The 25,447-nt window shown below is 46.1% G+C and carries 24 protein-coding genes; 9 read left to right on the top strand and 15 right to left on the bottom strand.

All coding sequences use genetic code 11. The annotated features are described in order from the left end of the window. The first annotated feature begins 14 nt into the window (after nt 1–14). The 5 genes from AC1DFM_RS02360 (at nt 15) to AC1DFM_RS02340 (ending at nt 6,393) form a co-directional block, all read left to right on the top strand. Nucleotides 15–1,109 carry a Nif3-like dinuclear metal center hexameric protein gene (locus AC1DFM_RS02360; protein ID WP_477075125.1) on the top strand — a complete coding sequence of 365 codons (1,095 nt, stop codon included), beginning with the start codon at nt 15–17 and terminating at the stop codon, nt 1,107–1,109. Nucleotides 1,110–1,112: 3 nt separating this feature from the next. Beyond that, on the top strand, nt 1,113–1,865 hold the full coding sequence (locus AC1DFM_RS02355; RefSeq protein ID WP_477075124.1) for a zinc ribbon domain-containing protein: 753 nt from the start codon (nt 1,113–1,115) through the stop codon (nt 1,863–1,865). 278 nt (nt 1,866–2,143) lie between these two features. Next, the gene (locus AC1DFM_RS02350; protein WP_477075123.1) at nt 2,144–3,628 is read left to right on the top strand and encodes a tetratricopeptide repeat protein; all 1,485 of its coding nucleotides are present in this window, start codon (nt 2,144–2,146) and stop codon (nt 3,626–3,628) included. 32 nt (nt 3,629–3,660) lie between these two features. Next, a complete protein-coding gene (gene recN, locus AC1DFM_RS02345; RefSeq protein ID WP_477075122.1) occupies nt 3,661–5,313 on the top strand; it encodes a DNA repair protein RecN in 1,653 nt (550 codons plus the stop codon). Nucleotides 5,314–5,580: 267 nt separating this feature from the next. Further along, nucleotides 5,581–6,393, top strand: coding sequence for an enoyl-ACP reductase FabI (locus AC1DFM_RS02340; RefSeq protein WP_089893210.1), 813 nt, complete (start codon nt 5,581–5,583; stop codon nt 6,391–6,393). 304 nt (nt 6,394–6,697) lie between these two features. Here AC1DFM_RS02340 and AC1DFM_RS02335 read toward each other — a convergent pair whose 3' ends face one another. Continuing rightward, entirely contained in the window at nt 6,698–6,919 is a 222-nt protein-coding gene (locus AC1DFM_RS02335; RefSeq protein WP_012794455.1) for a DUF2795 domain-containing protein, read from the bottom strand. 100 nt (nt 6,920–7,019) lie between these two features. On the opposite strand from AC1DFM_RS02335, the gene AC1DFM_RS02330 reads away from it, so the two are divergent. Continuing rightward, nucleotides 7,020–7,670, top strand: coding sequence for an ABC transporter ATP-binding protein (locus AC1DFM_RS02330; protein WP_477075121.1), 651 nt, complete (start codon nt 7,020–7,022; stop codon nt 7,668–7,670). A 38-nt stretch (nt 7,671–7,708) separates the two neighbouring features. On the opposite strand, the gene AC1DFM_RS02325 is transcribed toward AC1DFM_RS02330, so the two are convergent. From AC1DFM_RS02325 to AC1DFM_RS02315, 3 genes are read right to left on the bottom strand one after another with little or no spacing between them, the layout of a single operon-like run. Beyond that, the gene (locus AC1DFM_RS02325; RefSeq protein ID WP_477075120.1) at nt 7,709–8,611 is read right to left on the bottom strand and encodes a histone deacetylase family protein; all 903 of its coding nucleotides are present in this window, start codon (nt 8,609–8,611) and stop codon (nt 7,709–7,711) included. A gap of 18 nt (nt 8,612–8,629) precedes the next feature. Continuing rightward, nucleotides 8,630–9,277, bottom strand: coding sequence for a ligase-associated DNA damage response endonuclease PdeM (pdeM, locus tag AC1DFM_RS02320; protein ID WP_477075119.1), 648 nt, complete (start codon nt 9,275–9,277; stop codon nt 8,630–8,632). A 41-nt stretch (nt 9,278–9,318) separates the two neighbouring features. Next, entirely contained in the window at nt 9,319–11,769 is a 2,451-nt protein-coding gene (locus AC1DFM_RS02315) for a ligase-associated DNA damage response DEXH box helicase (protein ID WP_477075118.1), read from the bottom strand. 51 nt (nt 11,770–11,820) lie between these two features. On the opposite strand from AC1DFM_RS02315, the gene AC1DFM_RS02310 reads away from it, so the two are divergent. Beyond that, the gene (locus tag AC1DFM_RS02310; RefSeq protein ID WP_477075117.1) at nt 11,821–13,146 is read left to right on the top strand and encodes an NCS2 family permease; all 1,326 of its coding nucleotides are present in this window, start codon (nt 11,821–11,823) and stop codon (nt 13,144–13,146) included. Here the strand turns inward: AC1DFM_RS02310 and AC1DFM_RS02305 are convergent, their stop codons facing one another. The 4 genes from AC1DFM_RS02305 to AC1DFM_RS02290 all read right to left on the bottom strand — a co-directional run bounded on the left by AC1DFM_RS02305 (nt 13,147) and on the right by AC1DFM_RS02290 (nt 16,185). Then, nucleotides 13,147–14,178, bottom strand: coding sequence for a S66 peptidase family protein (locus AC1DFM_RS02305; protein ID WP_477075116.1), 1,032 nt, complete (start codon nt 14,176–14,178; stop codon nt 13,147–13,149). A 27-nt stretch (nt 14,179–14,205) separates the two neighbouring features. After that, entirely contained in the window at nt 14,206–14,604 is a 399-nt protein-coding gene (locus AC1DFM_RS02300) for an ester cyclase (RefSeq protein WP_477075115.1), read from the bottom strand. 63 nt (nt 14,605–14,667) lie between these two features. Beyond that, on the bottom strand, nt 14,668–15,528 hold the full coding sequence (locus AC1DFM_RS02295) for a helix-turn-helix domain-containing protein (RefSeq protein ID WP_477075114.1): 861 nt from the start codon (nt 15,526–15,528) through the stop codon (nt 14,668–14,670). A gap of 99 nt (nt 15,529–15,627) precedes the next feature. Then, nucleotides 15,628–16,185 carry a porin family protein gene (locus tag AC1DFM_RS02290; RefSeq protein ID WP_477075113.1) on the bottom strand — a complete coding sequence of 186 codons (558 nt, stop codon included), beginning with the start codon at nt 16,183–16,185 and terminating at the stop codon, nt 15,628–15,630. Nucleotides 16,186–16,375: 190 nt separating this feature from the next. Between AC1DFM_RS02290 and AC1DFM_RS02285 the strand changes: the two genes are divergently transcribed. Beyond that, nucleotides 16,376–16,960 carry a hypothetical protein gene (locus AC1DFM_RS02285; RefSeq protein ID WP_477075112.1) on the top strand — a complete coding sequence of 195 codons (585 nt, stop codon included), beginning with the start codon at nt 16,376–16,378 and terminating at the stop codon, nt 16,958–16,960. A gap of 22 nt (nt 16,961–16,982) precedes the next feature. On the opposite strand, the gene AC1DFM_RS02280 is transcribed toward AC1DFM_RS02285, so the two are convergent. The 4 genes from AC1DFM_RS02280 to AC1DFM_RS02265 all read right to left on the bottom strand — a co-directional run bounded on the left by AC1DFM_RS02280 (nt 16,983) and on the right by AC1DFM_RS02265 (nt 19,943). Next, complete coding sequence (locus AC1DFM_RS02280; protein WP_477075111.1) at nt 16,983–17,432, bottom strand: hypothetical protein; 450 nt, start codon at nt 17,430–17,432, stop codon at nt 16,983–16,985. 416 nt (nt 17,433–17,848) lie between these two features. Beyond that, nucleotides 17,849–18,580, bottom strand: a complete 732-nt coding sequence (locus tag AC1DFM_RS02275) for a hypothetical protein (RefSeq protein ID WP_477075110.1) — start codon at nt 18,578–18,580, stop codon at nt 17,849–17,851. A gap of 235 nt (nt 18,581–18,815) precedes the next feature. Next, nucleotides 18,816–19,421, bottom strand: coding sequence for a hypothetical protein (locus AC1DFM_RS02270; RefSeq protein WP_477075109.1), 606 nt, complete (start codon nt 19,419–19,421; stop codon nt 18,816–18,818). A 27-nt stretch (nt 19,422–19,448) separates the two neighbouring features. Continuing rightward, nucleotides 19,449–19,943 (bottom strand): Lrp/AsnC family transcriptional regulator, encoded by a 495-nt coding sequence (locus tag AC1DFM_RS02265; protein WP_477075108.1) that lies wholly within the window; start codon nt 19,941–19,943, stop codon nt 19,449–19,451. Between the two features lie 108 nt (nt 19,944–20,051). Here AC1DFM_RS02265 and AC1DFM_RS02260 point away from each other — a divergent pair, with 108 nt between their 5' ends. Next, nucleotides 20,052–21,434 carry an MFS transporter gene (locus AC1DFM_RS02260; RefSeq protein WP_477075107.1) on the top strand — a complete coding sequence of 461 codons (1,383 nt, stop codon included), beginning with the start codon at nt 20,052–20,054 and terminating at the stop codon, nt 21,432–21,434. Here AC1DFM_RS02260 and AC1DFM_RS02255 read toward each other — a convergent pair. The 3 genes from AC1DFM_RS02255 to AC1DFM_RS02245 all read right to left on the bottom strand — a co-directional run bounded on the left by AC1DFM_RS02255 (nt 21,408) and on the right by AC1DFM_RS02245 (nt 25,408). Continuing rightward, nucleotides 21,408–23,012 (bottom strand): ATP-dependent DNA ligase, encoded by a 1,605-nt coding sequence (locus AC1DFM_RS02255; protein ID WP_477075106.1) that lies wholly within the window; start codon nt 23,010–23,012, stop codon nt 21,408–21,410. The two genes, AC1DFM_RS02260 and AC1DFM_RS02255, sit on opposite strands and share 27 nt — an antisense overlap. A 3-nt stretch (nt 23,013–23,015) precedes the next feature. Next, complete coding sequence (locus AC1DFM_RS02250; RefSeq protein WP_477075105.1) at nt 23,016–24,023, bottom strand: ligase-associated DNA damage response exonuclease; 1,008 nt, start codon at nt 24,021–24,023, stop codon at nt 23,016–23,018. A gap of 74 nt (nt 24,024–24,097) precedes the next feature. Further along, nucleotides 24,098–25,408 (bottom strand): ABC transporter substrate-binding protein, encoded by a 1,311-nt coding sequence (locus tag AC1DFM_RS02245; RefSeq protein WP_477075104.1) that lies wholly within the window; start codon nt 25,406–25,408, stop codon nt 24,098–24,100. Nucleotides 25,409–25,447 lie beyond the last annotated feature (39 nt).

Raw genomic sequence — 25,447 nt, 5'->3', positions numbered from 1 at the left:
TAATTTTTGCAGATATGAAAATAAAAGAGATCATACAGGCAATAGAGCAGTTTGCTCCTTTGCAGTACCAGGAGAGCTACGACAATGCGGGGCTTATTTTTGGGCGGGCCGATTGGGAGGTCACCAATGTGTTGCTGACCCTGGATGCTACGGAGGAGGTGATAGACGAGGCCATTGCGCGGGGATGTAACCTGGTGGTGGCGCATCATCCGATTGTTTTCGGGGGGCTGAAGAAGATTAATGGGAAAAACTATGTGGAGCGGGTGGCTATTAAGGCAATCAAGCATGATATAGCGGTATATGCGGCGCATACTAACCTGGATAATGTGCGGAATGGGGTATGTGCGCAGATGGCGGCTAAATTGTGGTTGGGAGAATGCCGGGTATTATCGCCGAAGAGTGGATTACTGAAGAAGTTATACACATTTGTGCCTGCGGCAGATGTGGAAGCAGTGAGGTCGGCGTTGTTTGAAGCTGGCGCCGGGCATATTGGTAATTATAGTGAGTGCAGTTTTAACGGGATGGGCCAGGGTACTTTCAAAGGGGCGGAAAGCACGAGCCCTTATGTGGGTACGCCGGGAAAAAGACATTTTGAGGCAGAAATAAAGTTGGAAGTAATTTTTCCGGTATATTTGGAAGGTAAAATTTTGCAGGCATTGCGGGGCAGTCATCCTTATGAGGAGGTGGCCTATGATGTGATAAGCCTGGATAATGCTTACCAGGAGGTCGGTTCAGGGTTGGTGGGTGTTTTGCCGGAGGCCATGGAAGAGATGCATTTTTTACAACATGTGAAGCAGCAATTTGGTACTGGTTGTGTGAGATATACCGCTTTACGGGGTAAGCCTGTAAAAAAAGTGGCGTTATGTGGAGGGGCGGGTAGCTTCCTGTTAAAGCAGGCGATATCGGCCGGGGCAGATGCCTATATTTCGGCAGATTTCAAATACCATGAATTTTTTGACGCTGATAATCAATTAATTATAGCAGATATTGGACATTTTGAGAGCGAGCAGTTTACAGTAGAATTATTTTATCATATATTGACTGAAAAATTCCGTAATTTTGCGCCTCTTAAATCTACGATTAAAACAAACCCGGTAAATTATTTATAATACATGGCAACCGTAAAAGAATACTCCGTTGAAGAAAAATTAGCGTCTGTACTCAGATTGCAAAAGATTGATTCCAAGCTGGATGGGATCCAGGTGCTGAAAGGGGAGTTGCCGATGGAGGTAAAAGACCTGGAAGACGAGATCGAAGGATTGAACACCCGCCAGTCTCACATTGAAAATGAGATGAAAGGTATACAGGACTTCGTTGCCAGCAAGAAGAACGCCATTAAAGAGGCGGAAGCGCTGATCAAGAAGTACGAGAAGCAGCAGGACAACGTGAAGAATAACCGTGAGTTTGAAGCCATCACCAAAGAGATGGAGATGCAGGCGCTGGAAATCAAGCTGGCTGAAAAGCATATCAAGGATGCAAACGAAGAGATTAAAGAGAAGAGCCGTGTCCTCGAAGTAGCTAAGAAAGCAGTAGCGGATAAAGAAGCGAACCTGAAGCACAAGAAAGGCGAACTGGAAAAGATCATTGCTGAAACAGATAAAGAAGAGAAAGCTTTCCGTAAAGAAAGTGAGGACGCGAAAGTGAAGGTAGATCCACGTTTACTGCAGGCTTACGAAAAAATCCGTAAGAACTACCGTAACGGTTTGGCTGTAGTAACTGTTGAGCGTGATTCCTGTGGTGGTTGCTTCAATGCCATTCCTCCTCAGCGTCAGGCTGAAATCCGTCAGCACAAAAAGATTATTGTTTGTGAGCACTGTGGCCGTATCTTGGTAGACAACGACCTGGAAGCTACTGTGACCATCTAATCAGGCATAAGTTATTCTATATTAAAAGGGCATCTCCGGATGCCCTTTTTGCGTGTAGGCATGTCCGTAAAAAAATATACTAATTTATTTAGTTTTGTTTTACTAATTATATTAGCTTTGTGTCCGGTGCCGTTGCGCAGGTACCTTGCGTAGTAGTTCTTTTATTTTATGGCAGGGAATTGGATGGGGCAATGCAACTTTAAAAAATGTGAATTGTTATTTGGGATTTGGAAGATGATATGTGAGATTTGGCTTTAATTTCTGGAATTTTTCCCCGTATGCGTAGTATTTTTTTGTTGCTTTTATTGAGTGTAGGGTTGAGTGTGAGTGCCAGGCAGAAAGTATTTGATTTTAATACCCGATGTGAACAGGCGTATGATGCCATCATGCAATTGCGCATTAACACAGGCCGGGCTTTGCTGGAAACAGAGAAGAAAGAGCATCCGGATAACCTGGCGCCTTATTTCCTGGATAACTATGCAGATTTTTTTCCGCTTTTCTTCAATGAAGATGCGGCCGAATATTCGAAGAAGAGGAGCTTACGCTCCTTCCGGCTCAACAAAATGGAGGAAGGATCACCGGATTCTCCCTACTATCTGTACACACAGGCAGCCATCAAATTCCAGTGGGCGCTGATCAAGATAAAGTTTGATGAGAAATGGGATGCCACCTGGGAAATCCGGAAAGCCTATATGATGCTGAAGGAAAACCAACAACGCTTTCCCGGTTTTGTACCCAATAACCTTTTACTGGGAGCCATGCAAACCGTATTTGGTACCATCCCTGAAGGTTACAAGTGGATTACCAATATCCTGGGGATGAAAGGAAGTATTAAAGATGGGATGGCCAATGTGAACAAGTTCATTGATAGTAATGCGCCTGAAGCAAAAATGTTCAGGGAGGAATCTTACTACTACTATTGCTACCTGACGCTTTTTATTGTGAATAAACCGGAAGATACCTGGGAGTTTTTACAAAAGAAGCAGCTGGATACCAAAAATAATTACCTGTTTGCGCTGATGGTAGCCAATCTCTCCCTGAATAACCAGAAAGCAGCACTAGGGCTGAAAGTGTTGGAGGAGCGGAATGATACCGCAGAATACGCGGACATACAATACTATAATTATGTAATGGGGTTGTTGAAGTTAACCAGGCTGGATCCCGATGCACATGTATACCTGGAGCGGTTCGTGAATAACTTTAAGGGGAAGTTTTATGTGAAAGAGTGCTTACAGCGATTGAGCTGGTATTATTACCTCGAAGGCAATCAGGCTGCTGCAGATAAGTACCGGGCCATGATTTTTACAAAGGGCGGACTGGAAACGGATGCAGACAAACAAGCTCTGAAAGAAGCGAAGAGTGGCAGGTGGCCAAATCCCTTTTTACTACGGGTACGGTTGCTGAGTGATGGCGGATACTTCCCCAAAGCACTGAGCATGTTGCTGACCAAACATGCTTCCGACTTCCCGGCCATGGAAGACAAACTGGAATATGCTTATCGGTTGGGACGTATTTACGATGAAAGCGGACAAGATGACCAGGCCATTGCCATGTATGATGTAACGATTAAAGTGGGTAGCAACCGGCCGGAATATTATGCCGCCAGGGCTTCCCTCCAAATGGGTTACATTTACGAAAAGAGAAACGACAAAGCGAAAGCACTGGAATGTTATCAACGTTGTTTGAGCATGAAGGGGCATGATTATAAGAATTCCCTTGACCAGCGTGCCAAAGCAGGCATTCAGCGGGTGAACGGAACCTAAGCTTTCAACATCATAAAGGAATTTCCTTACTTATGTTACAGCGATTAACCATCAAGAATTACGCAATTATCGATCACCTGGAAGTAGACTTCTCAGGGAACCTGAATGTGATCACCGGAGAAACCGGTGCAGGTAAATCCATATTACTAGGTGCGCTTTCCCTCATCCTTGGGGAAAGGGCTGACCCGGGCGTATTATTCGATAAAACAGGTAAGTGCATTATCGAGGGACTTTTTAAAGTAAAGAAATCCCAGGTAGCTGCCTTTTTTCAGCAGCATGAACTGGACCTGGAGGATCAGCTGATTATCCGGAGAGAAGTAAGTGCCACTGGTAAATCGAGGGCCTTTGTAAATGATACGCCGGTGAATATCTCCCAGCTGACCGAATTAAGCGGTTGCCTGGTAGACCTGCATCAGCAGTTTGATACCCTGGCACTGGGTAACGCCGATTTTCAACGGGAAGTGATTGACGCCCTGGTGAATAAGCCTGCCATCATGCAACAATACCACCAGGTATTTGTGCAGTATGTACAGGTACAGAAAAAATACAAACAACTATTCGATAGCCGCGATAGCGCTAACAAAGAGCTGGACTACAACCGTTTCCTGCTGGATGAGTTATCTGACGCCGGTTTTAGTCCCAACGAAATAGAAGACCTGGATACAGAGTTGCAAACGCTGAGCCATGCAGAGGAAATTAAAAATACCCTCAACCGGGTTTACTTTCAGTTGAAAGAAGATGAGCAGCCTGTTTTACAGCAATTGAAGCAAATACAGTCCTCTTTACAGGGATTAGCGGCCTTTCACAAAGAAATGCCGGTAGTGGCGCAAAGAATGCTCTCTGCCTATCTGGAACTGCAGGACATTGCCGGAGAAGTAGAAAGCATCAATGATCAGGTACAGTACGACGGACAACGCATTGAGGTAGTAAACGACCGCATGGCGCTGGGTTATCGCCTGTTTAAAAAGCATGCTGTACAAACTACCGATGAGCTGTTGGCCATTAAAGATGCGCTGACTGTGAAGGTAGAAAGTGTGTTGAACCTGGATGAACAACTGGCGGACCTGGAACAGGAGCAGGCCCGTTTGAAAGAAAGTTTGCTGCAAATGGCTGCGGAAATTACGATCCAGCGCCAGGAACAATCTGCTCCGTTCGAAAAACATGTCAATACTTTACTGGCGCAGGTAGGCATGCCTAATGCCCGTTTGAAAGTAGATATTGTGGCCGGAGAGTTAAATCCATTCGGACAGGATACGATAGACTTTTTATTTGATGCCAATAAGAGCAATCAATTTGCACCGGTGGGCAAAGTAGCGTCCGGTGGTGAGCTGAGTCGCCTGATGCTTTGTATTAAGTCGCTGGTGGCGCAATCTGTGGCATTACCCACCCTGATATTCGATGAAATAGATACCGGTATTTCCGGAGAAGCTGCCCGGCAGGTAGGTGTTATCCTGAAGAGCCTGGCCAAATCTCACCAGATCATCTGTATTACGCATCAGCCGCAGATAGCGGGTAAAGCAGATGCGCACTACTTTGTATATAAAGACGCGAAGGCGGATAAAGTAACCACCAGCGTACGCTTGTTGTCAGAAGAAGAGCGGGTGAATAAGATTGCCCAGATGTTGAGTGGAGAGAAGCCTACGGCTGCTGCACTGGAGAATGCGCGGGAAATGGTGAGTCATTAGCTGACATGGGCAGATGCTGGTAAATATGGTGGAAATCACGCATTCAGTCATTGGTTGTGGCTTTTGGCGCATGATGGAGAGCACTGATAAATGCCGGGATATGCCTGGAGCGCCAACAGGTGCTGTGGTGCTGGTTTTGCTGCACTTTAAACAGGGGTATTCCTGGCCGAAAGCTGACAGCTCGTGGCTAAAAGCTAACAGCTGAACAGGTAACATCTTTTTTTTTCAACTATTACTGCTATTTTTGCCGAAATTAATTTTGACCAAATGGCTCATAACTTATTAAAAGGGAAGAAAGGTATCATCTTCGGCGCACTGGATGAAAAGTCTATTGCATGGAGAACTGCACTGCGTTGTGTGGAAGAAGGCGCTGAAATTGTGCTTACCAACGCCCCTATTGCCCTGCGTATGGGTGAGATCAACAAACTGGCGGAAACCTGTAAAGCACCTGTAATTCCGGCGGATGTAACCAATATGGATGATCTGGCCAACCTGTTCAACAAATCCATGGAGCATTTTGGTGGTAAGATCGACTTCGTTCTCCACTCAGTAGCAATGGGTATGAATATCCGTAAAGGCAGAAGCTATACTGATCTGGATTACGATTTTAACCACAAAACATTTGATATCTCTGCAATGTCGCTGCACCGCGTACTGCAAACAGCTTACAAGCTGGATGCACTGAACGAGTGGGCGTCTGTAATTGCATTGTCTTATATCGCATCGCAGCGGGTATTCCCTGACTACGGTGAAATGGCGGATGCCAAAGCCCTGCTGGAATCAATTGCCCGCAGCTTCGGTTACCACTACGGTACTGCTAAGAAAGTACGTGTAAACACCATCTCTCAGTCTCCCGTTAAAACCACCGCAGGTGGCGGCGTGAAAGGCTTCGATGGCTTTATGACCTACGCAGATGCTATGAGCCCACTGGGTAATGCTACTGCCGACGAATGCGCTAATTATGCAGTGGCCATGTTCTCTGATCTCACCAAAATGGTGACTATGCAGAACCTGTTCCATGATGGTGGCTTCTCCTTCACCGGAGTATCCAAACCAGTAATTGACCAAATGGAGAAATAAGCGGATAGCCGAAAGGCGAACGCAGAAAAATAAAAACAGCGAATGATGAAGGCGGAGGATATCTGCTTTCATCATTCGCTGTTTTCATGGTAGATAGCTGAAAAATGAGGAACGCAATAGCTTTAGGAGGTAAGATCCTGCCTGAATTTTTTGCGGAATAGTACGTGTTTGTACATTTCTTAAAAACAAAAGCGAACGATTAAAGCAGATATATTCCGCTTTAATCGTTCGCTTAAATAGCTTTGTTTACAGGTGCTTTAGTAGCACTTTTGCTTTATGCTTTCTGCTTTACGCTCTTCGAAAGCTAGTATTCATCCTCATTAAAGAAGAAGTCGTCTTGCGACGGATAATCAGACCAGATATCTTCAATCCCCTCATAAATTTCTCCTTCGTCCTCCAATTCCTGAAGGTTCTCGATTACTTCGATCGGTGCACCGGAACGAATGGCGTAGTCGATAAGTTCGTCTTTAGTAGCTGGCCATGGAGCGTCCTCCAGGTATGAAGCTAATTCTAATGTCCAGTACATCTTATTAAAATTTTTACTTTTTAATTTTTCGCAAAAGTATTATTTAATTTGAAATAAACAACTTTTACTATTTTATCGGTTAATTACTTTTCTTTGGGTTATGCTAACCGCCCGCAATGTTACCAAAAATTATTCCAATTTACCCATCTTGAAAGGGGTAGACATTACTGTCAGTAAAGGAGAGATTGTGACCATCGTTGGTTCCTCTGGCGCCGGCAAAAGCACCTTACTGCATATTCTCGGAACGTTGGATACGCCCACTGCCGGGGACGTTTGGCTGAATAATGTCAATCTGACCGGTTTAAAGGGGAATGCCCTGGCTGATTTCAGGAACCGTCATATTGGCTTTATTTTTCAATTCCATCACCTGCTACCAGAGTTCACAGCACTGGAAAATGTTTGTATCCCTGGCTATATAGCGGGCACCAGAAAGGCCGCTGTCAAAGAGAAAGCCCTCTTCCTCCTGGAAACGCTGGGACTCAAAGACCGGCTCGAACATAAGCCTAATCAGCTTTCCGGTGGGGAACAGCAAAGGGTGGCCGTAGCACGTGCACTCATCAATGATCCGGATGTGGTGATGGCAGACGAGCCCACGGGAAATCTTGATTCCCGCAATGCGAAGGAACTGCATCATCTGTTCCTGGAACTACGTGATAAACTGCAGCAAACCTTTATTATCGTGACCCACAACGAAGAACTGGCGCCGATGAGCGACCGGCAACTGGTCATGAAAGATGGTAAGATTATTTAGCAAACGCGGTCACGATATGCCGGCACCCGCCCGGGTGCCTAATACCCATAAATGCTGATGCCGGTGCGGAAGGTATTGCAATGGGCATTTACAATATCACGGATGTGCGTGGAATAACCACCTCCCATAGCCACCGCACAGGGGATGTCATGTTGCTTTAACGCATGGAATACCATTTCATCCCGCTCTCTGCAGCCCTGCTGCGTTACATTCAGCTTCCCAAACTTGTCGGTGCTCAGGATATCTACGCCCGACAGGTAAAAAACGATATCCGGTTTTACCCGGTTAATCAGCACTGGTAAAGCGTTTTCCAGCAATTGCAGGTAGGTAGCGGTATCCATGCCGTCGGCCAGGGGAATGTCCCAGTCAGATATTTCTTTATGGAAAGGATAGTTGTGTGCCCCATGCATGCTGAACGTATATACTTGTGCGTTATGGGCAAACAACGCTGCGGTACCATTGCCCTGATGTACGTCCAGGTCTATCACTAAAGCCTGCCGGATGCGCCGTTGGTGTAGCAGGTAGTTGGCGGCAACGCCAAAATCGTTTAACAGGCAAAAGCCTTCCCCATGATCCGCAAAGGCGTGGTGCGTACCACCGGCCACATTAAACCCAATACCATGTTCCAGCGCGTGTAGCGCAATGTCGATGGTACCTTGCGTAATCACTATTTCCCTTTGGGTAAGTGCGGGCGACTGTGTAAAGCCAATTTTTCGCTGCTCCCGTGGCGACAGCGTCTGTTTTGTCAGTTGTTGCCAGTAAGCAGGCGTATGCGTGAGCAGAATGGTGTCTGCAGTGGCAGCCGCCGGCGTAAACAGTTGCCCGGCTGTGATCACTCCTTCGCGCAGGAGCTGGGCGGGTATCAGTTCGTATTTGAGCATCGGGAAGCGATGGTCTGCCGGCAGCGGATGGGTGTATATGTCGTGATAGGCAATCTTCATAAAAAATAACTACATGGGTCACTGTGCCCGGATAATCGATTTTCCGGCTATTACAAACACTGCATCCGTGGTGTAGGGGTCCAGGTTCGCCGAGCCGGTAAAGTGCCCAAAAGCGGGTAAAATGCCGCAATGCCGGCCAAAATAGAAGCAGGGTAAACGTAACCGCTGCTTACCGGCGCCATGCATGACAAATGCGGGGTGTAAATGTCCGGAGAAAGTGTACTGGTAGCCATTGCTATCTTCACAAGGCTCATGGATAAAATGAATATTGCGGAGGGTAAGGGTATCGTGTACCGTTATCTGCAATTGCTCGTATAGGGCATCGGGCATAATATCATGATTGCCTTTGACCAGATCTACGCTGATATGTGAAAATTGTTGCCGCCATATCCGGAAATACTGCACCTCGTTATTCTCATGGCTATGGAACATATCTCCCACAATAATGATCCGGGTAGGCAGATATTGGGTAATCAATTGTTGCAGCCGGAAAAGATCTTCCTGTACAATGCCGGCCGGAACGGCAATACCCGCCTTGCGAAAATGTGCCGCCTTGCCCAGATGAAGATCAGACAAGATCAACGCTTTTTCTTCTTCCCAAAATATTGCCCGTTGGGGCAGCAAATGCCAATGCTGTTGTTGAAAATGAAATATTTCCCCGACCACTGAATCAACTGTTTTTTAATGTCCCGCAAATTATTGAATTCTTAACCGTTCGTGATCAATTTTTTGATCCGGTCTTCCAGTTTTTCGCTGGTCATGGTATCCCGCAGGCTGTCTACCTTAATAGGGAAGCAGAACGGCGTTAGTTTTTGCGGAAATGTGATCACAATTTTGCTCACGGCAATACGTTCCAGCGTTTCGCGTAAACGGGCTTCTTCCATCTGGTAAAAGAAGGCCTCGTTGAAGGCCTGTTTGAGCAGCAGGTTTTGTGGATCATAGTCACCGAATACGTTGAACAGCAGGGAGGCGGACGACTGCAGATGCCGGTTGGCCTTATGTTTCCCGGGATAGCCCTGGAAGATGAGACCCGCAATCACTGCAATGTCGCGGAACTTACGCCTGGCCATTTCCGTAGCATTCACACTGGTTTGCAGTTCGGTGAGCAGGTTGTCTGTAGAAAAAAGCTGTTTGGCATTGTCAGCGGTCAGCGGAATAGGCTGATCAGACAGCAGCTCAAAGCCATAGTCATTCATAGCAATGGAGAACGTAATGGGCCGGATACGACCAATACGATAGGCCAGCAAGGCTGCCATTACTTCGTGTACCAGGCGGCCTTCAAACGGATATACAAAGAGGTGGTAGCCATCTTCGGTTTGTATTTGTTCTATGAGCAATTCATTCGCCTGGGGAATATGCGATAGTTCTTCCTGTAGGTTAAACAGTGGTTGCAGGGCCACCAGCTCAGGGTCTTTGGTATTGCGGGAAAGTGCTTCATTGAATTTCTCCCGCAGCTTCCGGCCCAGATTGGAGGATAAGGGAATACGTCCGCCCTGGTAGCTGGGTACAATTGATTTTTTGGAATTGGATTTGCGCACCAATACCGTCATATCCTTGATCAGCACATATTCCAGGTTGCGACCTGCCAGCGTAAAAGAATCGCCTACCTGCAGGCGGGAAATAAATCCTTCTTCAATTACGCCCACGTAGCCACCGCTCATGAACTTTACTTTCAGCATGGCATCGCTGACGATGGTGCCGATGTGCAACCGGTGACGCATGGCCATCATGCGGCTGCGACAGATATAGAAATCGCCGGTGCGTTCAATTTTTTTGAATTCATCGTAGCTGGCCAGCGCATCGCCGCCTGTGGTGAGGAAGGCGAGCAGCCATTGCCAGTCTTCTTCCGTCAAATACTGATAACAGAAGGTTTGCCGCACTTCCTCCCATATTTCATTGGCATGAAACCCATCGGAAACCGCCAGGGTCATCAGGTATTGCAGCAGCACGTCGTATGCCAGTATCACCGGCATTTTACTTTCAATGAGATCTTCTTCCATGGCGGCCTTCAGCGCAGCAGCTTCTACGAGCTCGAGTGCATGGGTGGGCAGAAAAAATATTTTGCTCACCGCTCCCGGCTGATGCCCGCTACGGCCGGCTCTTTGCAGGAACCGGGCTACGCCTTTGGGGCTGCCTACCTGGATCACACTGTCTACCGGCCGGAAATCCACGCCCAAATCCAGGCTGGCCGTGCATACTACGGCTTTCAGGATACCATTGTGCAGGGCTTCTTCTACCCATATACGTAATTCCATATCGATAGAACCATGGTGTAAAGCCAATGCACCTGCCAGCATAGGATCTGCTACCAACAAGGATTGGTACCACCGTTCCGATTGGGAACGGGTGTTGGTAAATATCAGGGTGGTTTGACTTTCATGGATAATGGGCAGCGCCTGTGGCAACATTTTCAGCCCGAGATGTCCTGCCCAGGGGTAGTTTTCTATTTCATCGGGGATCACACTTTTGAGGGCGATCTTCTTTTTCAGTTTGGCCCTGATAATGATGCCATCGTTGTGATAAGGCCCCAGCAAGACTTCCAGCGCCTCCTCCAGGTTGCCGATGGTAGCGGAAATACCCCATAGCCGGAGATGTTCCCTGCGCAGGCCTTTCAGGCGACTCAACGCCAGTTCCACCATTACGCCGCGTTTGCTGCCCATCAGCTCATGCCACTCATCTACTACTACGGTATGCAGGCGGGCAAATACTTTGGGATATTCCTTCTGTCCCAGTAGCAGGTGCAGGCTTTCGGGCGTAATGATCAATACTTCGGGCATCTGCTTTTTCTGTGCGGCGCGGAGTGCTACAGAAGTATCACCACTGCGGATGCCTACTTCCCAGGGCACATTCAGCTCCTGCAGGGCGCTTTCCATGGCCCGGCCCAGGTCTTTCGCGAGGGCACGGAGGGGTGTTATCCACAGCAGTTGTAAACCATTCTTTGTTTTATGGGTATAGTCTTTAGGGTGGGCATCTATCCAGGCGATGACGGCGCCGAGGAACAGGGAAAAAGTTTTTCCGAAGCCTGTAGGCGCATTCACAATACCCGATTTGCCCTGTAGATAAGCCTTCCAGGCATCTTCCTGGAACTTAAAGGGTTTAAGGTCTTTGTCGCCTAACCATTTATTAATCACCTTCCATCCACCCGAACGTTGTTGCATGCCTTGAAATTAGCATAAAATGATAAATCGCGAAACGCTTATTTTTGCAGCATGCTCGCAAAATTTTTCCGGCTCTCCGAACACAACACAACTGTTAAGAAAGAAGTACTGGCAGGGTTAACAACCTTTTCCACGATGGCGTATATACTGGCGGTGAATCCCAGTATTCTTTCCCGTACGGGAATGGATTTTAATGCCCTGATTACTGCTACTGCGCTGGCGGCGGCCATTGGTACGCTGGTGATGGCGCTATATGCCAAACTACCTATTGGCGTGGCGCCGGGCATGGGATTGAATGCTTTTTTTGCCTATACCATTGTGGCATCTATGGGATATACCTGGCAGTTTGCGCTGACGGCTGTTTTCCTGGAAGGGATTATTTTTATCATTCTATCGATGTTCCGCATACGGGAAGCGATTATCAACAGTATTCCGGAAAATTTGAAGCATGCCATCTCGGTAGGCATTGGATTGTTGATTGCCCTGATTGGTATGGCCAATGCGGGTATTATCGAAACCGGGATGCATCATGTGGGGGATGGAAAGTTGGATGGCGTGATCCTGAAAATGGGAGATGTCACCAGTATAGGGCCACTCATTGCTTTAATCGGGTTGATTGTGAGTGCGGTGCTGATGTATAAAAATGTCAATGCCGCGCTGCTGATAGGTATCCTGGCGGCAACCGTGGTGGGCATTCCGCTGGGCATTACTCATTTCCCGGAAAGCGGGCACCTGGTGAGTTTGCCGCCATCTCTGGCGCCTGTAGCTTTTAAGCTGGAGTTCAATAAAATATTTTCACTGGATATGGTGATGATCCTTTTTACGTTGCTGATGGTGAATTTGTTTGACACCGTTGGTACGCTGATCGGATTATGTAACAAGGCCGGACTGCTCGATGAAAGTGGCCGTTTGCCGAGAGCCAAGCAGGCGCTCATGGCGGATGCCGTGGGGACTACGGCAGCGGGTTTATTAGGTACCAGTGTGGTAACAGCTTATGTAGAAAGCGCCAGCGGTATTGCGGCGGGGGGTAAAACAGGTCTGACATCTTTTACGGTGGCCATCATGTTTTTATTATCCCTGTTTTTTGCGCCTGTTTTTGCCATGATTCCACAGGCCGCTACGGCACCTGCTTTAATTATTGTAGGGATGCTGATGATGGGTGCCGTTACTAAAATTGATTTTAATGATGTAACAGAGGCCATTCCTGCGTTTCTGGCGATTGTGATGATGCCCTACAGTTATAGCATTGCAGAAGGAATTGTATTTGGTATGTTGTCGTACGTGTTGTTAAAGGTATTAACGGGGCAATATAAAAGTATTAGCCCGGTAATGTATGTACTGGCTGTATTGTTTATTATTACTTTTTTGGTGAAATAGTTATTCTTTCAGGGTTACCGCATCGTCAGCTACAGAGAGCGTGTGCATCATACCGCATTTGAAAGCATAATTGTTTTTCTGGTGTCCTACCGGGAAGTTGAAGCATACCGGGTACTTGAAATCTTTTACTTTTTCCAGCACCATATCATATACGGTTCTGCCGAATTCTTCGCCGGGATCATCGGGTTTGATGCGGTTAAAGCCGCCGATAATAAGGCCCGCCAGGTTATCCAGTTTGTGAGAGCGCTGGAGAGTGCCCAGCATACGGTCAAGGCTATACGGATATTCTCCTACTTCTTCCAGAAATAAAATTTTTCCATTGGTATCTATTTCAGAATCTGTGGCGGACATGCTTTGAATAATAGATAAGTTGCCACCGATCAGCGTGCCCCTGGCTTTTCCTTTGCGGTTGCGGCTATCCGGTGTGGTGCTGTATTGCATTTTTTTGCCGGTGAGCGCCTGGTAGATAGACATGATGGTGTCTTGCACAATAGGTTCTGCTTTCCGGAAATCATCCGGGAAGCTGTTGCACATTTTAGCGTGAAGGGAGGCAATTCCAAAATGGCGATTGATATGACAATGTAATACAGTGGCATCGCTGAAGCCAATTACCCATTTAGGATTCTTTTGGAACCGGGAAAAGTCGAGCTGGTCAATAATGCGTGCGGTACCGTAGCCACCGCGCCCGCACATAATGGCTTTTATACTTTCGTCGTTGAGCATGGCCTGCAGATCTGCAAGGCGTTCCGCATCAGTGCCACCAAAGCTATAATCGCGTGCTCCAACGGTTTTGCCTATACGAATATTAAATCCCCAGCTTTCCATAATACGAATAGCGGGTTGTATTTCATCTCTTTTAATATATCCTGCAGGGCAGGTAATGCCGATGATATCACCAGGTTTCAGATAAGGAGGTACCAGTGGTTCCTTCTTATCTGAAATGGCAGGTAATCCTATTCCGGCAAAGGTTTGTAATGCCGGTAATCCGGCGCCGGCAGTAACGAGAGCAGACAGGAAACGTTTGCGATTCATACGCTTAAAGTAAGCATATTTTATGAATCATCCGTGTGTAACCAGGTCACGTACAGACCAGTGGGCAATGTATTTGCCATCTTTCAACTGTACAATGTCAATAATACGAAGGGTAGCTGGTTTGCCGGTGGGCTGGTGTTGTAAGAAAGGGGCACTGAAGGTGCCTGTAAAAGCTTTATGGGTCACTACTTTATCATCTTCCGTAATCATATCAAAAATTTCCAGCTTTATATCCGGGAATGCGGGGCGTAGTAATTGAATGATAAAATCGCGGGTGGCAGCGGCATCCTGGTGGCCAACAGGGCCGGTATGGTTAATGAAATCTGGTGACACCACTTCGTTAAATGCCTGCAGGTCGCCTTTGATAATAAATTCTTCGTTGAAGCGTCTTACCACTGCTTTGTTCTTTTCGGATAATGTTTGCATGTTGTCCATTTTTTAGGATACAAAATTACCGGGAGTAGTACGTTTGCTGGTAACGGGATTAGCTCAGATCATCGCCTTTTTGGCTCTTTTCTCATTGGGGGTAGTGCCGTAGGTTTGTTTGAAGATGCGGATAAAGTGCGAAGGGCTTTCAAATCCGCATTCTGTGGCTATTTCGGCTACTTGTTTAGTAGTGGTTTGCAGTAATGTTTGCGCATACGACAACCGGTGTTCATTGATCCATCGTTTGGGGGCAGTTTGGTATTGCTGCTGAAAGTCGCGCTTAAAGGAAGCTAGACTGCGTCCGGATAATTTGGCCAGCTCTGGTAACGTGAGGGGCTGAAACAAATGTTGTTTCACCACAAAAGCGATATCGGACGGTTGTGCATAAACAATTTGCTGCATAAAATCCAGTATGGCTGCATGTTGCGGAGTGGCCAGCAGGAGCAGGAATAATTCATATAGTTTCACTGACAGTATCGCTGCCAGTGTACTGGGTGTTTGGGTAAAATAAGTCAGGTAGTGTTCCCGGAAAGCTTCCAGTAAAGGATTTAATGATATGGAAAGATGAGTACCTGCGGGGGCTTTTGCGGGTGCGGTATAATTGTATTTGTGCAGGAACCTTCGCAGTTGTTCGTCAGAAAAATAAATGAGCAAACTTTCGAAATTAATGCCGCTGCCTACTACGTCCGACATCACATAAAAGCCGCGTTTCATCAGCAGGAGAGAGCCTGCTTCTACTTTCACCGTAGTATTATCTTCGAAGTGCAGCAGTTTATGGCCCGACAACACAAATATCATCACATTTTCATTCAGGAAAATAGTGCGTTTACGGGCCATGTTGCGTTGTTTCAGCATCGCGAAGTGGATGTTGCCGGCTTTCAGTATTTGTTGTCCGTCCTGGTCTGCGGGGAATTTGAGTAACATGATATCAAAAATAAAGCATTCCGTTTTATTACAGCCGCAAAAAAAATCCTTCCGGTACGTTCCCGGAAGGATCTTGCAATCAATGGATGGCGGGCCGGATTATTTTTTTCGCTTGAAAGTATAATGTGCACCTACCTGCAAATTGCTGGTATATAAGCTTCCATTTTCGGATTTGTTACTAACCCCAAACATATACCGGGCAGAAACGCCCAATCCAAATGGGAGATTATAACCAATACCAGCGCCAGCGGAGAGATTGGTGTTTCTAAACCGCCCGTTGGTATTTACATGGTCTTTGTTGTATTCGTCAATTCCGTGTAGATAGATGTTTACCTCCGGACCTGCTTCTACATACAGATCCGGTATAATATAGTATTTTGCCATTACCGGAATATTGAGATAACCTTGATTGGCCTTATGCACGTCTTTATAGCGTGATCCCGACCGGGCGTACACTAATTCAGGCTGAAGGGCGAAGTGTTCATTGAACTTTAGTTCTGCAAAACCACCGGCATAAAATGAGGGAAAATAATGAGAAAATCTGGTGACATCATTGGATAAGTTAAGGCCGCCTTTTATGCCAAAATTTAATTTTTGCGCATGGGAAGCCAGGGCCGCTGCCATAACCGGCAGGAGCAATAATAGCGTTTTTTTCATCAGTTGAATGGTATAAAAGTTACAGTTTAATAGGTATGCGTGTAAGGCCTTACGAACGTAAAATTATGAGCACAAATGTTAAGGAAATCATTACGCGTTTTTTTTCGCATCTTTTTAACTTTTATATATAATAAATTTATCTTGTTGTAGTGGCAGTATTTTTGTCGCTGTTTACCTAAATCATTTTTATATGCGTTACCTGATAACAGGAATACTGATGATGTTGCTCACATCTGTTGGCTATGCACAAAAAAATGCGTGGCTGATTGTTCCCGGCAAATCTATTGGACAAATAAAGCTGGAGGCGCCTGCAGCGGATCTGGCGATATTAGGTAAGCCGGATGCAGGAGATGCCGCCATGATGAAAGCATGGCGTATCTGGTATAGTCGTAAGAAAGATAAAAGTATTGATTCGTTGCATATGCTGGCGGTATTTACCGCTATGCGTACACAGGATACACAATATGTAAAACAGATCCGTGTAAATTCGCCACGTTTTAAAACCGCGAAAGGACTGGGGGCTGGCAGCACGATCGCTGCTATTAAGAAAGCTTATCCGGATATAGCGTTAAAGCAATCTTATGAATCAGCGAATAAAGCCAGACGTATTGCCGTATACGAAGATACCCGCGCGGGTATTGCCTTTGAAACGGCTAATCCACGGAGTAAAAAACCAGTTTGTTCGATGGTAGTAGTATTTGACCCTGGAGAGTCGGCGGCTGGCTACCTCGATTTTCACGCAGGTTTTGATCTTATGAATCCGGTCGTGAAATAATTTTTACGGGAGATGAGGTTCATCACGTGGTTTCTTTTTTTTCAGATCGTGCCTGTTTGCGTTTGTTTTTTATTTCTGCTTTCTTCTGACGGTCTATTTCCCTATAATAGGCCCGGTCGTGCTCATAATGCCGCTGTTTCCGTGTTTCCCGGTTGAAAATAGGATAGCCAATGGTGTACTGTAAGCTGACACTATTGATGGAAGGGAGATCGGGATTATTATGACTGAAGTTAAACATATAGGCGGCATGTACACTCCAGGAAGAATTGCCAAGAGGAAAATTGAATTTAGCATCACATATCAGGCCATGCGCACGTACCCTGGTGGTATCAATGCCGGGGCCCGGATCTACAAATCTGGTGGCGTAATGATAGGCATAGCCTATACCCGCAGAGCCGCCAAACAGGCTGTAGGCGCGCGGTGTAGCGCCATTGCCAAAGGTGTAGTTAACTGTAAGGGGCAAATTGAACATTTGACCTGGTCTAATTCTAAAATGACGAGGTTCCCAAGTCCGCTGAGTTGTGGTATGGTCATTGGCCCCGGTAGGTCCAAAACCAATACTGGCCCCGATACTTAGACTGGATTTATTTGAGAATTCGTATAGGTTTACACGGGGTTCAAAATTGAACAATAGGCCGTCGTGTTGTTCTCCGCCTATACCGCCAATGCCCACTGCCATTTGAAAGGCACGTTTTTGTTGGCCGGATGTTGTCAGGCATAGGATGTTTAACAGTGTGATCAGAGGTAGGGCTAAATATTTCATACGTATAAGACGAAAGGTAGTGTGATAAGGTTACAAGGTTGTGGATTAAGGTACTGTTTTTTTTTGCTGTTGATAAAAATAACTTTTGGAAGATGATGTTTATCTCATTGCTTTTTACACTTCGGTCAGTTCCCATTTTCTTCTTTCTTCTCTCTTCTTTTTTGCCGGTGGCGTAGTTCTTTGTAATAAACTGGAGGATGGCTGTAGTGGCGCCGTGTTTCCCGGTTAGAAACAGGATAGGCAATCGTATACTGAAGACTGATACTTTTAAGAGAACGGATATCAGCGTTATGTTGACTAAAGTTAAACAGGTAAGAACCATGTAAACTCCAGGAAGAATTACCTATAGGAAAATTGAATTTAGCATCACATATCAGGCCATGGGCATGTACAGCGGCAGCATCAATACCGGGGCCTGGATCTACCTTTCTGGTGGCATTGTGAATGGCATAGCCTATCCCTGTGGAGTAGCCGAACTTTTTGAAAGCGCGTGGCGTAGCGCCATTGCCGTAGGTATAGTTAAAGGTAACCGGAATATTGAACAGATAGCCGGTCCTGACAAATCCATATACTTCATCTACATCTGTTTTAGTACGGTGGTCATTGGCGCCAGTGGGACCAATGCCAATACTGGAACCAATGCTGATGCTTGAAATATCAGAGAATTGGTGAAGGTTCACCCGTGGTTCAAAATTAAACAACAGGCCGGAGTGCTGTCGTCCGAATATCCCGCCAATGCCTGTTGCCAGTTGAAAGGAATGGGTCTTGACGTCGGGTTTGTAATGGGATGTTTGCCCGGATACAGCGATCCAACATGGGCAGCATAGTACAATCAGGAGTAGGAGTTTGTAATTCATGTTTATAAAGGGAATGAGGTGTCAATAATGTTACTTGTCTGATAGGTCAGCTTCCGTATACACATTGAAAACGCTTGCTTTGTGCCGCTGCGGGAAGCATGGTGGTAACGCCTGACAGGAACAGATACAGGAATGCGTACTTCATATACGTAGCAATTTTTGGGGTAGTAAATTATTCAATTGTATGTAACGGCTGTAGCAGGAGAAAGTTACAGCTGTCTTACTTTGTTGGTCATCAGTGTTTCCTGATTTTTACACCAATGTTATAATCAACACCTATGGTTGTCATGCCGGCAATATCGGGGTTATATTGGTTGTTATTGAATAAATGCGCCACCCGGATGCCAAAGGAGCTATTGGCTATAGGAAGATTTAGTCCGGCACTGAGTACCATGCCTGAAATATGTATCTGGTTGGTGCTTACTTCTTCATCGTCAATAAATTCAACACCGCGGGTCGCATTATGAAATCCGTATCCGGCGCCTGCAAAGAAGCCCCATTTCGTATAGGCGTGTCGGGTAGCCGCATTGCCAAAGTTCCAGGTAATCAATACCGGCATATTGGCCATAAAGATACTGGTGGAGTTGCCACCGGTGTTGCTGTTGTAGTTATCGTTGATGGTAGTGCCTACACCAATGTGTGTACTGAGCGACAAAACAGACCGATCGGAGAAGCGTAAGAAGTTAAACCGGGGGGAATAAACGAGGCCGCCGCCCAGGTAGCTGGTACCGGCAAACAAGCCACCACCAATGGCATGTGAGAATAGTCGGGATTGAGCATTGGCATCTTTCAGAAAAAAAAGCAGACAACCTGCACACACTAATGTGTATAGACGGAACATAGGTATTAATCGTATTTAGGAATAACTTTAAAAAACTACCTGGTGTGTAGCTTTAATAACAGATATCACAAATATACTTTGCGTATGGCTTAAATTATCTAATTCTCCTAATTTATTCACATAAAATTCACGGTATTCGTCCATATCCTTTACCTGTACTTTTATCATGAAGTCGAATTCACCTGAGATATTAAGGCATTCCGTTACTTCTGTAAAGTGGAGGATTTCCTGGATAAACTTCTTACCGTATTTCTTATTGTGTTCTTTTAAGGTAATATAACACAGTACTGTCAGGCTTTTATTTATTTTTCTGGGGTCTACAATAGCAGCATATTGTTTAATCACGCCTGCCTGTTCCATTTTGCGAATACGTTCATATACCGGTGTAGTACTGAGGTTAAGCTGACGGGCAATATCACGGATAGTCATTTTAGCATCCTGTTGTAATAATTTGAGGATGCCCATATCTTTTTCATCAAGATGAAGCGGGGTGTCTGTATGATGTTCTTTTTTCTGCATCATGTAATGATCTATTTAGAATAAATAACTATTTTAAGAAGCAAAAATAGTGGTTTGTACTAAAATTTTCAGAAATAAATGATTGTAGAATTGATTTTATAGGTTTGTGCCGTGAAAAATCAACGAGTAATTCTGACCGTAGCCTGTCTGGCTATTTTTTTTGAGGCATTGGATGTTTCTGTGCTCAACATGGCGATACCGCAAATGGAATCATTTTTCCACTTTGGTGCAGATGGCATTCAATGGGTGCAAACAGTATATGTACTCTTTTATGCCGGCCTGGTATTGCTGGGTGGACGTTTGGCCGATACACAGGGACGAAAGAAAATATTTATTACGGGCGCTGCTACTTTTGTGTTGGCGTCGCTGGCCGCCGGCTTTTCGCTTTCTTTCGCATGGCTGCTGGTATGCAGGGCCTTGCAGGGAATAGGTGTGGCATTGGCCATTCCAGCGGCGGTAGCTATTATCACTAATACCTTTACCGCCGCTGCTGATAGAAACCGTGCTTTGGGCATCTTTGGCGCCATGGCAGGAATAGGCTTTGCCACCGGGTTAGCTATTGGCGGATTAATCAGTAACTACCTTGGCTGGCAATGGGTGTTCTTTATCAATGTACCTGTAATAAGCGGAGCTATCCTGTTGGCGGTATTATACATTCCGGCAGATGAAAAACATGCCGTACGTGCTACTAATAATATCTGGAGCGCTATGCTCATTACCATGCTGATGATGCTGGCGGCATGGCTCATACATGATCTGGGAAATATCAGTGATCACTATATCACCTGGCTTTCATTACTATTATTGTTTATGGTTGCCGGTATGATTTTTATACGACGGGAACGCGTACATGCGTCACCGTTAGTTGACTTCCGGTTATTCAGTATGCAGGGTGTTATCACAGGAAATGTGGGCGCTGTATTGCTGGGAAGTATGTTTCTGAGTTATATATTCATGCTTACCCTGTATCTGCAGAATGATCTGCACTTCACGTCATCGCAGGCAGGTTTGTTATTGTTTCCGTTTAGTATTCTGTCTGGTATTATTTCCAAATTTATCCTGCCGCGGATGTTTGAAAAATGGGGGGTAGTGAAAACAGGCATCGTGGGGAATGTGTGTATGTTAAGCGGGATGCTGTTTTTTATCGCGAGTTATTTTACAGATCATTCTTTGATACTCATTTTATGTGCGGTGGCCAGTATTAATGCATGTGGAATGGCTATTACTTTTCCTTGTGTTACTATTCTGGCGGTGCAGGCTGTTCCTGAACAGCAGCAGGGATTAGCTTCTGGAATCAACGGCACCGCGGGCTCGCTGGGAGGAGGACTTGGATTGTCACTGGTGGGATTACTGATGCAGGTAGCAGATACCCGGGGATGGAGTGCTTATGGTGCCGGATTAAGTGTCCTTGTAGTATTGGCTTTATGTGCTATCGGGCAACTGGTATTGTTTTACCGGCGCAGCAAATCAGGTATTGGGTTGGCTGCTGTTTAACCGTAGTAGGGTTTTTAGGTCATCGAGTGTATTTATTTCTGCCAGTGGTTTATCTTTCCGCCAACGGTTAATACGTGGGAAACGCAATGCCACACCAGATTTATGCCGGTTAGAAGCGGCAATGCCTTCAAAGGCAATTTCAAAAACTAATTCGGGTTGTACGGTTCTCACGGGGCCAAATTTTTCTAATGAGTGTCGTTTTACCCAGTTATCTACTTCGGCAATTTCTTTGTCTGTAAGGCCGGAGTAGGCTTTGGTAAAAGGTACCAGCTGATCGCCGTCTCTGACAGCAAAGGTGTAGTCTGTATATAAATTGGAGCGCCGGCCATGCCCTTTCTGCGCATAAATCATGACTGCATCAATGGTAAACGGATCAATTTTCCATTTCCACCAATCCCCACGCTTACGACCTACCTGGTAAGCAGCACGTCTGTTTTTGAGCATCAGTCCTTCGCTGCCTTTATCGCGTGATTGCTGACGTAATGCAGTGAGTTGTTCCCAGTCGTCGAAAACAATTTCAGGCGATAGCTGTAGCACCGGCAGGTTGATTTGTTGTACCAGTTGTTCCAGCAGTGCACGACGTTCTGCTAACGGCTTTTCCCGGATATCGCTTCCTTCCCATTCCAGTAAGTCGTACGATAAAAAAATGACCGGCGCTTCCTGTAACTGTTTACGGGTGACGTTTTTTCGCCCAATCCTGGTTTGCAGGGTTTGAAAAGACAAAGGCATGCCATTGGCAAAAGTCACAATTTCTCCATCCAGCACGGTGCCATCCGGCAGTGTTGTTAATAGCGGCGTAAACTCCGGAAATTTATCAGTGATCAATTCTTCTCCCCTGGACCATACAAACAGCTGGCCCTCACGTTTGATAATTTGTCCACGTATGCCATCCCATTTCCATTCTGCCTGCCAGTCATTTTCAGCGCCCAGTGATGCCGGCAATCCTTCCAGCGCATAGGCCAGGTAAAAGGGGTAGGGACGGGAGGCATCTGCACCAGTGGTATGCTGGTGCAATAGTGTGGCTATTGTTACCTCACGGGGATTCCAATTGCCGCTGATCATATGGGAAAGGGTAGCGGCTTCTATGTGGTAAGTTTGGGCCAGGGCATTGACCATCATTTTTTGAGATACGCCTATCCGGAATCCGCCGGTGATTAGTTTATTAAACACAAATCGTTCTCCACTATCCAATGCGTTCCAGGCGTTGAGGATAAAAGTTTGTTTGGTTGCTTCTGTTGCTTTCTCCAATTGCTGTAGCTGTTCCAGCCAGTAGTGCAGCGGTGCGGCCTGGGGAGTAGTGGGTGGTGGCAATAACAACGCAATGGTTTCTGCGAGGTCTCCTACGGTATGATAGCATTCGTCAAATAACCAACCGGGGAGGTCCGTGGCTTGTATGCACCATGTTTTCAGTTGTGTGCTATTCACTGTTCTTTTTGGTCGGCGGCCGGAAAACAGGGCCAGCACCCAGCTTTTATCTTTCTCTGGTGCGGTGGAAAAGTAATGACTCAGCGCCTCCAATTTTTCGTTGGTTTTGGTGCTGTTACTTAATACTTGTACCAGTTGAGCAAATTGTTGCACAGTTTATATTTCAGGTGTAATAATGAGTTCTTCATCTCCATAAGAGGTACTTACTTCTCTGGCGGCTATTCCCTTTTCATTCAGATACCGGGCAAATACGCTGCTGAAGCCATGCGTTACGTATACCTGTTCTGCGCCGGTAGTATTAACCGCATCGAGCAGACCGGGCCAGTCCGCATGATCGGAGAGTACAAAGCCTGCATCCGCGTTACGGCGGCGCATATGACCACGCACCTGCATCCATCCGCTGCATACGCCCAGTGCATAGGGCTGGAACCTGCGCATCCATACGTGATCTTCTGCTGATGGCGGGGCGATAATCACCGCATTTTTAAAGGCAGCTTTGGACGTATCCGGTGTAATTCTTTCTACCGGTGGCAGTGGCCATCCTTCCTGGAGTAATAGTTCATGTGGAATGGCAATGGCGCCGAGTACGAGAAAGCGGTCTGTTTTATCTTTCAGGTGATAAAGCAGCCGTTGTGCTTTGCCGAGGCTGTAAGCCAGTATTACACTGGCTTTTTCGGCCTGTTGATTAGCGTATATCCATTGCGTGATGTGATCGAAAATTTGTTGCTGTGGCGCCCAGCGATAAATGGGTAAACCAAAAGTAGATTCTGTAATGAAGGTATGACAACGCAGGGGTTCAAAAGGAGTCGACAGTCCGTCGTTTTCCAGCTTATAATCGCCGCTGACCACCCACACTTCCCCGTTTTGTTCTACGCGTATTTGTGCCGAGCCTATCATATGTCCCGCGGGATGGAGGGATACTTTTACGCCGTTGAAAAACAAGGATTCCCCGTAAGCAATACCCTGTACGTGGATATCAGTTCCCAGTCTGAGTCGCAGCAGTGGAACGGTGGCGTTTTCGCAGAGATAGTACTGGTTTCCGCTGCGGGCATGATCCGCATGTGCATGTGTGATGACCGCACGGGCAACGGGTTTCCAGGGATCTATGTAGAAGTCACCTGCAGGGCAGTAAATGCCGTTGTCGGTAAATTGCAGCACATTCATATAAGGAATATACGCAAAAAAAATCGTGCCATGGCGCCTGCCATGGCACGAAATACGGTGAGTTGCCGGAACAACTATTTATTCATCCTGATATCGGCACTATCCCCTTTCTGGATGATGTAGATATTTTTATTTTCGAAGTAGGAAGGGGTTCCTTCTCCTTCTTTCAGATATACCGGCAGGAAGTTATAGTTGGTAATTACTTTGGGTGATTCGCTGACCATGCCATTGAAATACACGCCGTTATTGTGCAACAGTTTTACAAAGTAGTAAGTCAGATCGAAACCTTTGTAAGCCATATCTGACGGACGTGCTTTATAGGTTCTACGGAAGTAATCACTGATATACTTGCTGTAGACATCTGTTTTATCGTTGAAGTAGGGAGACGAATAGTACACCTGTAAGCCTTTAAATTCAGGGTCTTTCAGCTTAATAACATCCCAGGTAGGCATACCAAAGATCTGCAATGGATAAGTGGTGGCAGAAACGCTGAGTTTGCGTAACAGGCTTTTGGCGCCGGCTTCATCCAGTGCCGTTACAATGATCACATTGGTACGGTCTGTAAGCAGGTATTTGGAAATTTCTTCTGTAGAAGTGCCATCGTTCCAGATGACTTCTTTGATTTTTGTTTTCTTAGCATTGTCCATCTTCTCGTAGGATGCTTTGAAATCGGCTGCCAGTCTGCCTTCGAAGGTAGTATTCCGGCGGAACAGTACAATGTTTTTATTAGTGAAAGCATTCTGAACATAGTTCTGGAGCGCTTCGCAATGTGTTTTTAGTGTGCTGTTGGAGATATATAGAAAAGGATTGTCGCTGATACCGGCGTCATTCGGGAAGGTGCCGGATACGAGGTTGATCTCTTTTTCTTTGGCGAAATCGCTGAGTTCTTTCAACTCCGGATTACTAACGGAGCCTATTATGAGGTCGGTATTATCGAGTACTTTGCTGCGGATCAGGGCAGGAATGCTTTGTTTGGCTTTGCTGTCGTATACTGTTACTTTCAGGTCATATCCTTGTTGTTGCAGGGAATCCAGTGCCAATTGAGCGCCTTCATAAAATTCCAGTCCGGGTAATACATATTTCGGCATGGTGCGGCCGGGAATATCTGAAGAGGTAGCAAATGCGGAGTCCAGGTAAAGTGGCGCAAAGAAGGCGATGTTGTAGGTGGCTTTCTTTACTTCTTTCCCGAAAGCTGGCACGTTGAAAGGAGCTTTTGCTGCTTCTGTTTTCTTTTCTTCAGGTTTTTTGGCCGGGGTAGGTTTACTTAAAGATGGCGGTGGTCCATCTACCCGTTTGGTGCTTTTCCTGGTAGAAGAGCAGGAACTGATCACTACCAACAGTACCAAAGCGGATAGCAGGAGCTTTATGTTGTTCAAATGGTTCATAATGGGCGCTAATTTACAAAAATCATTCCGTAGAAGCCG

It is taken from the genome of Chitinophaga sp. 05T412 (assembly GCF_056396465.1).
The sequence above is the reverse complement of the archived record's forward strand: the minus strand, read 5'-3'. Positions and strand labels throughout refer to the sequence as shown.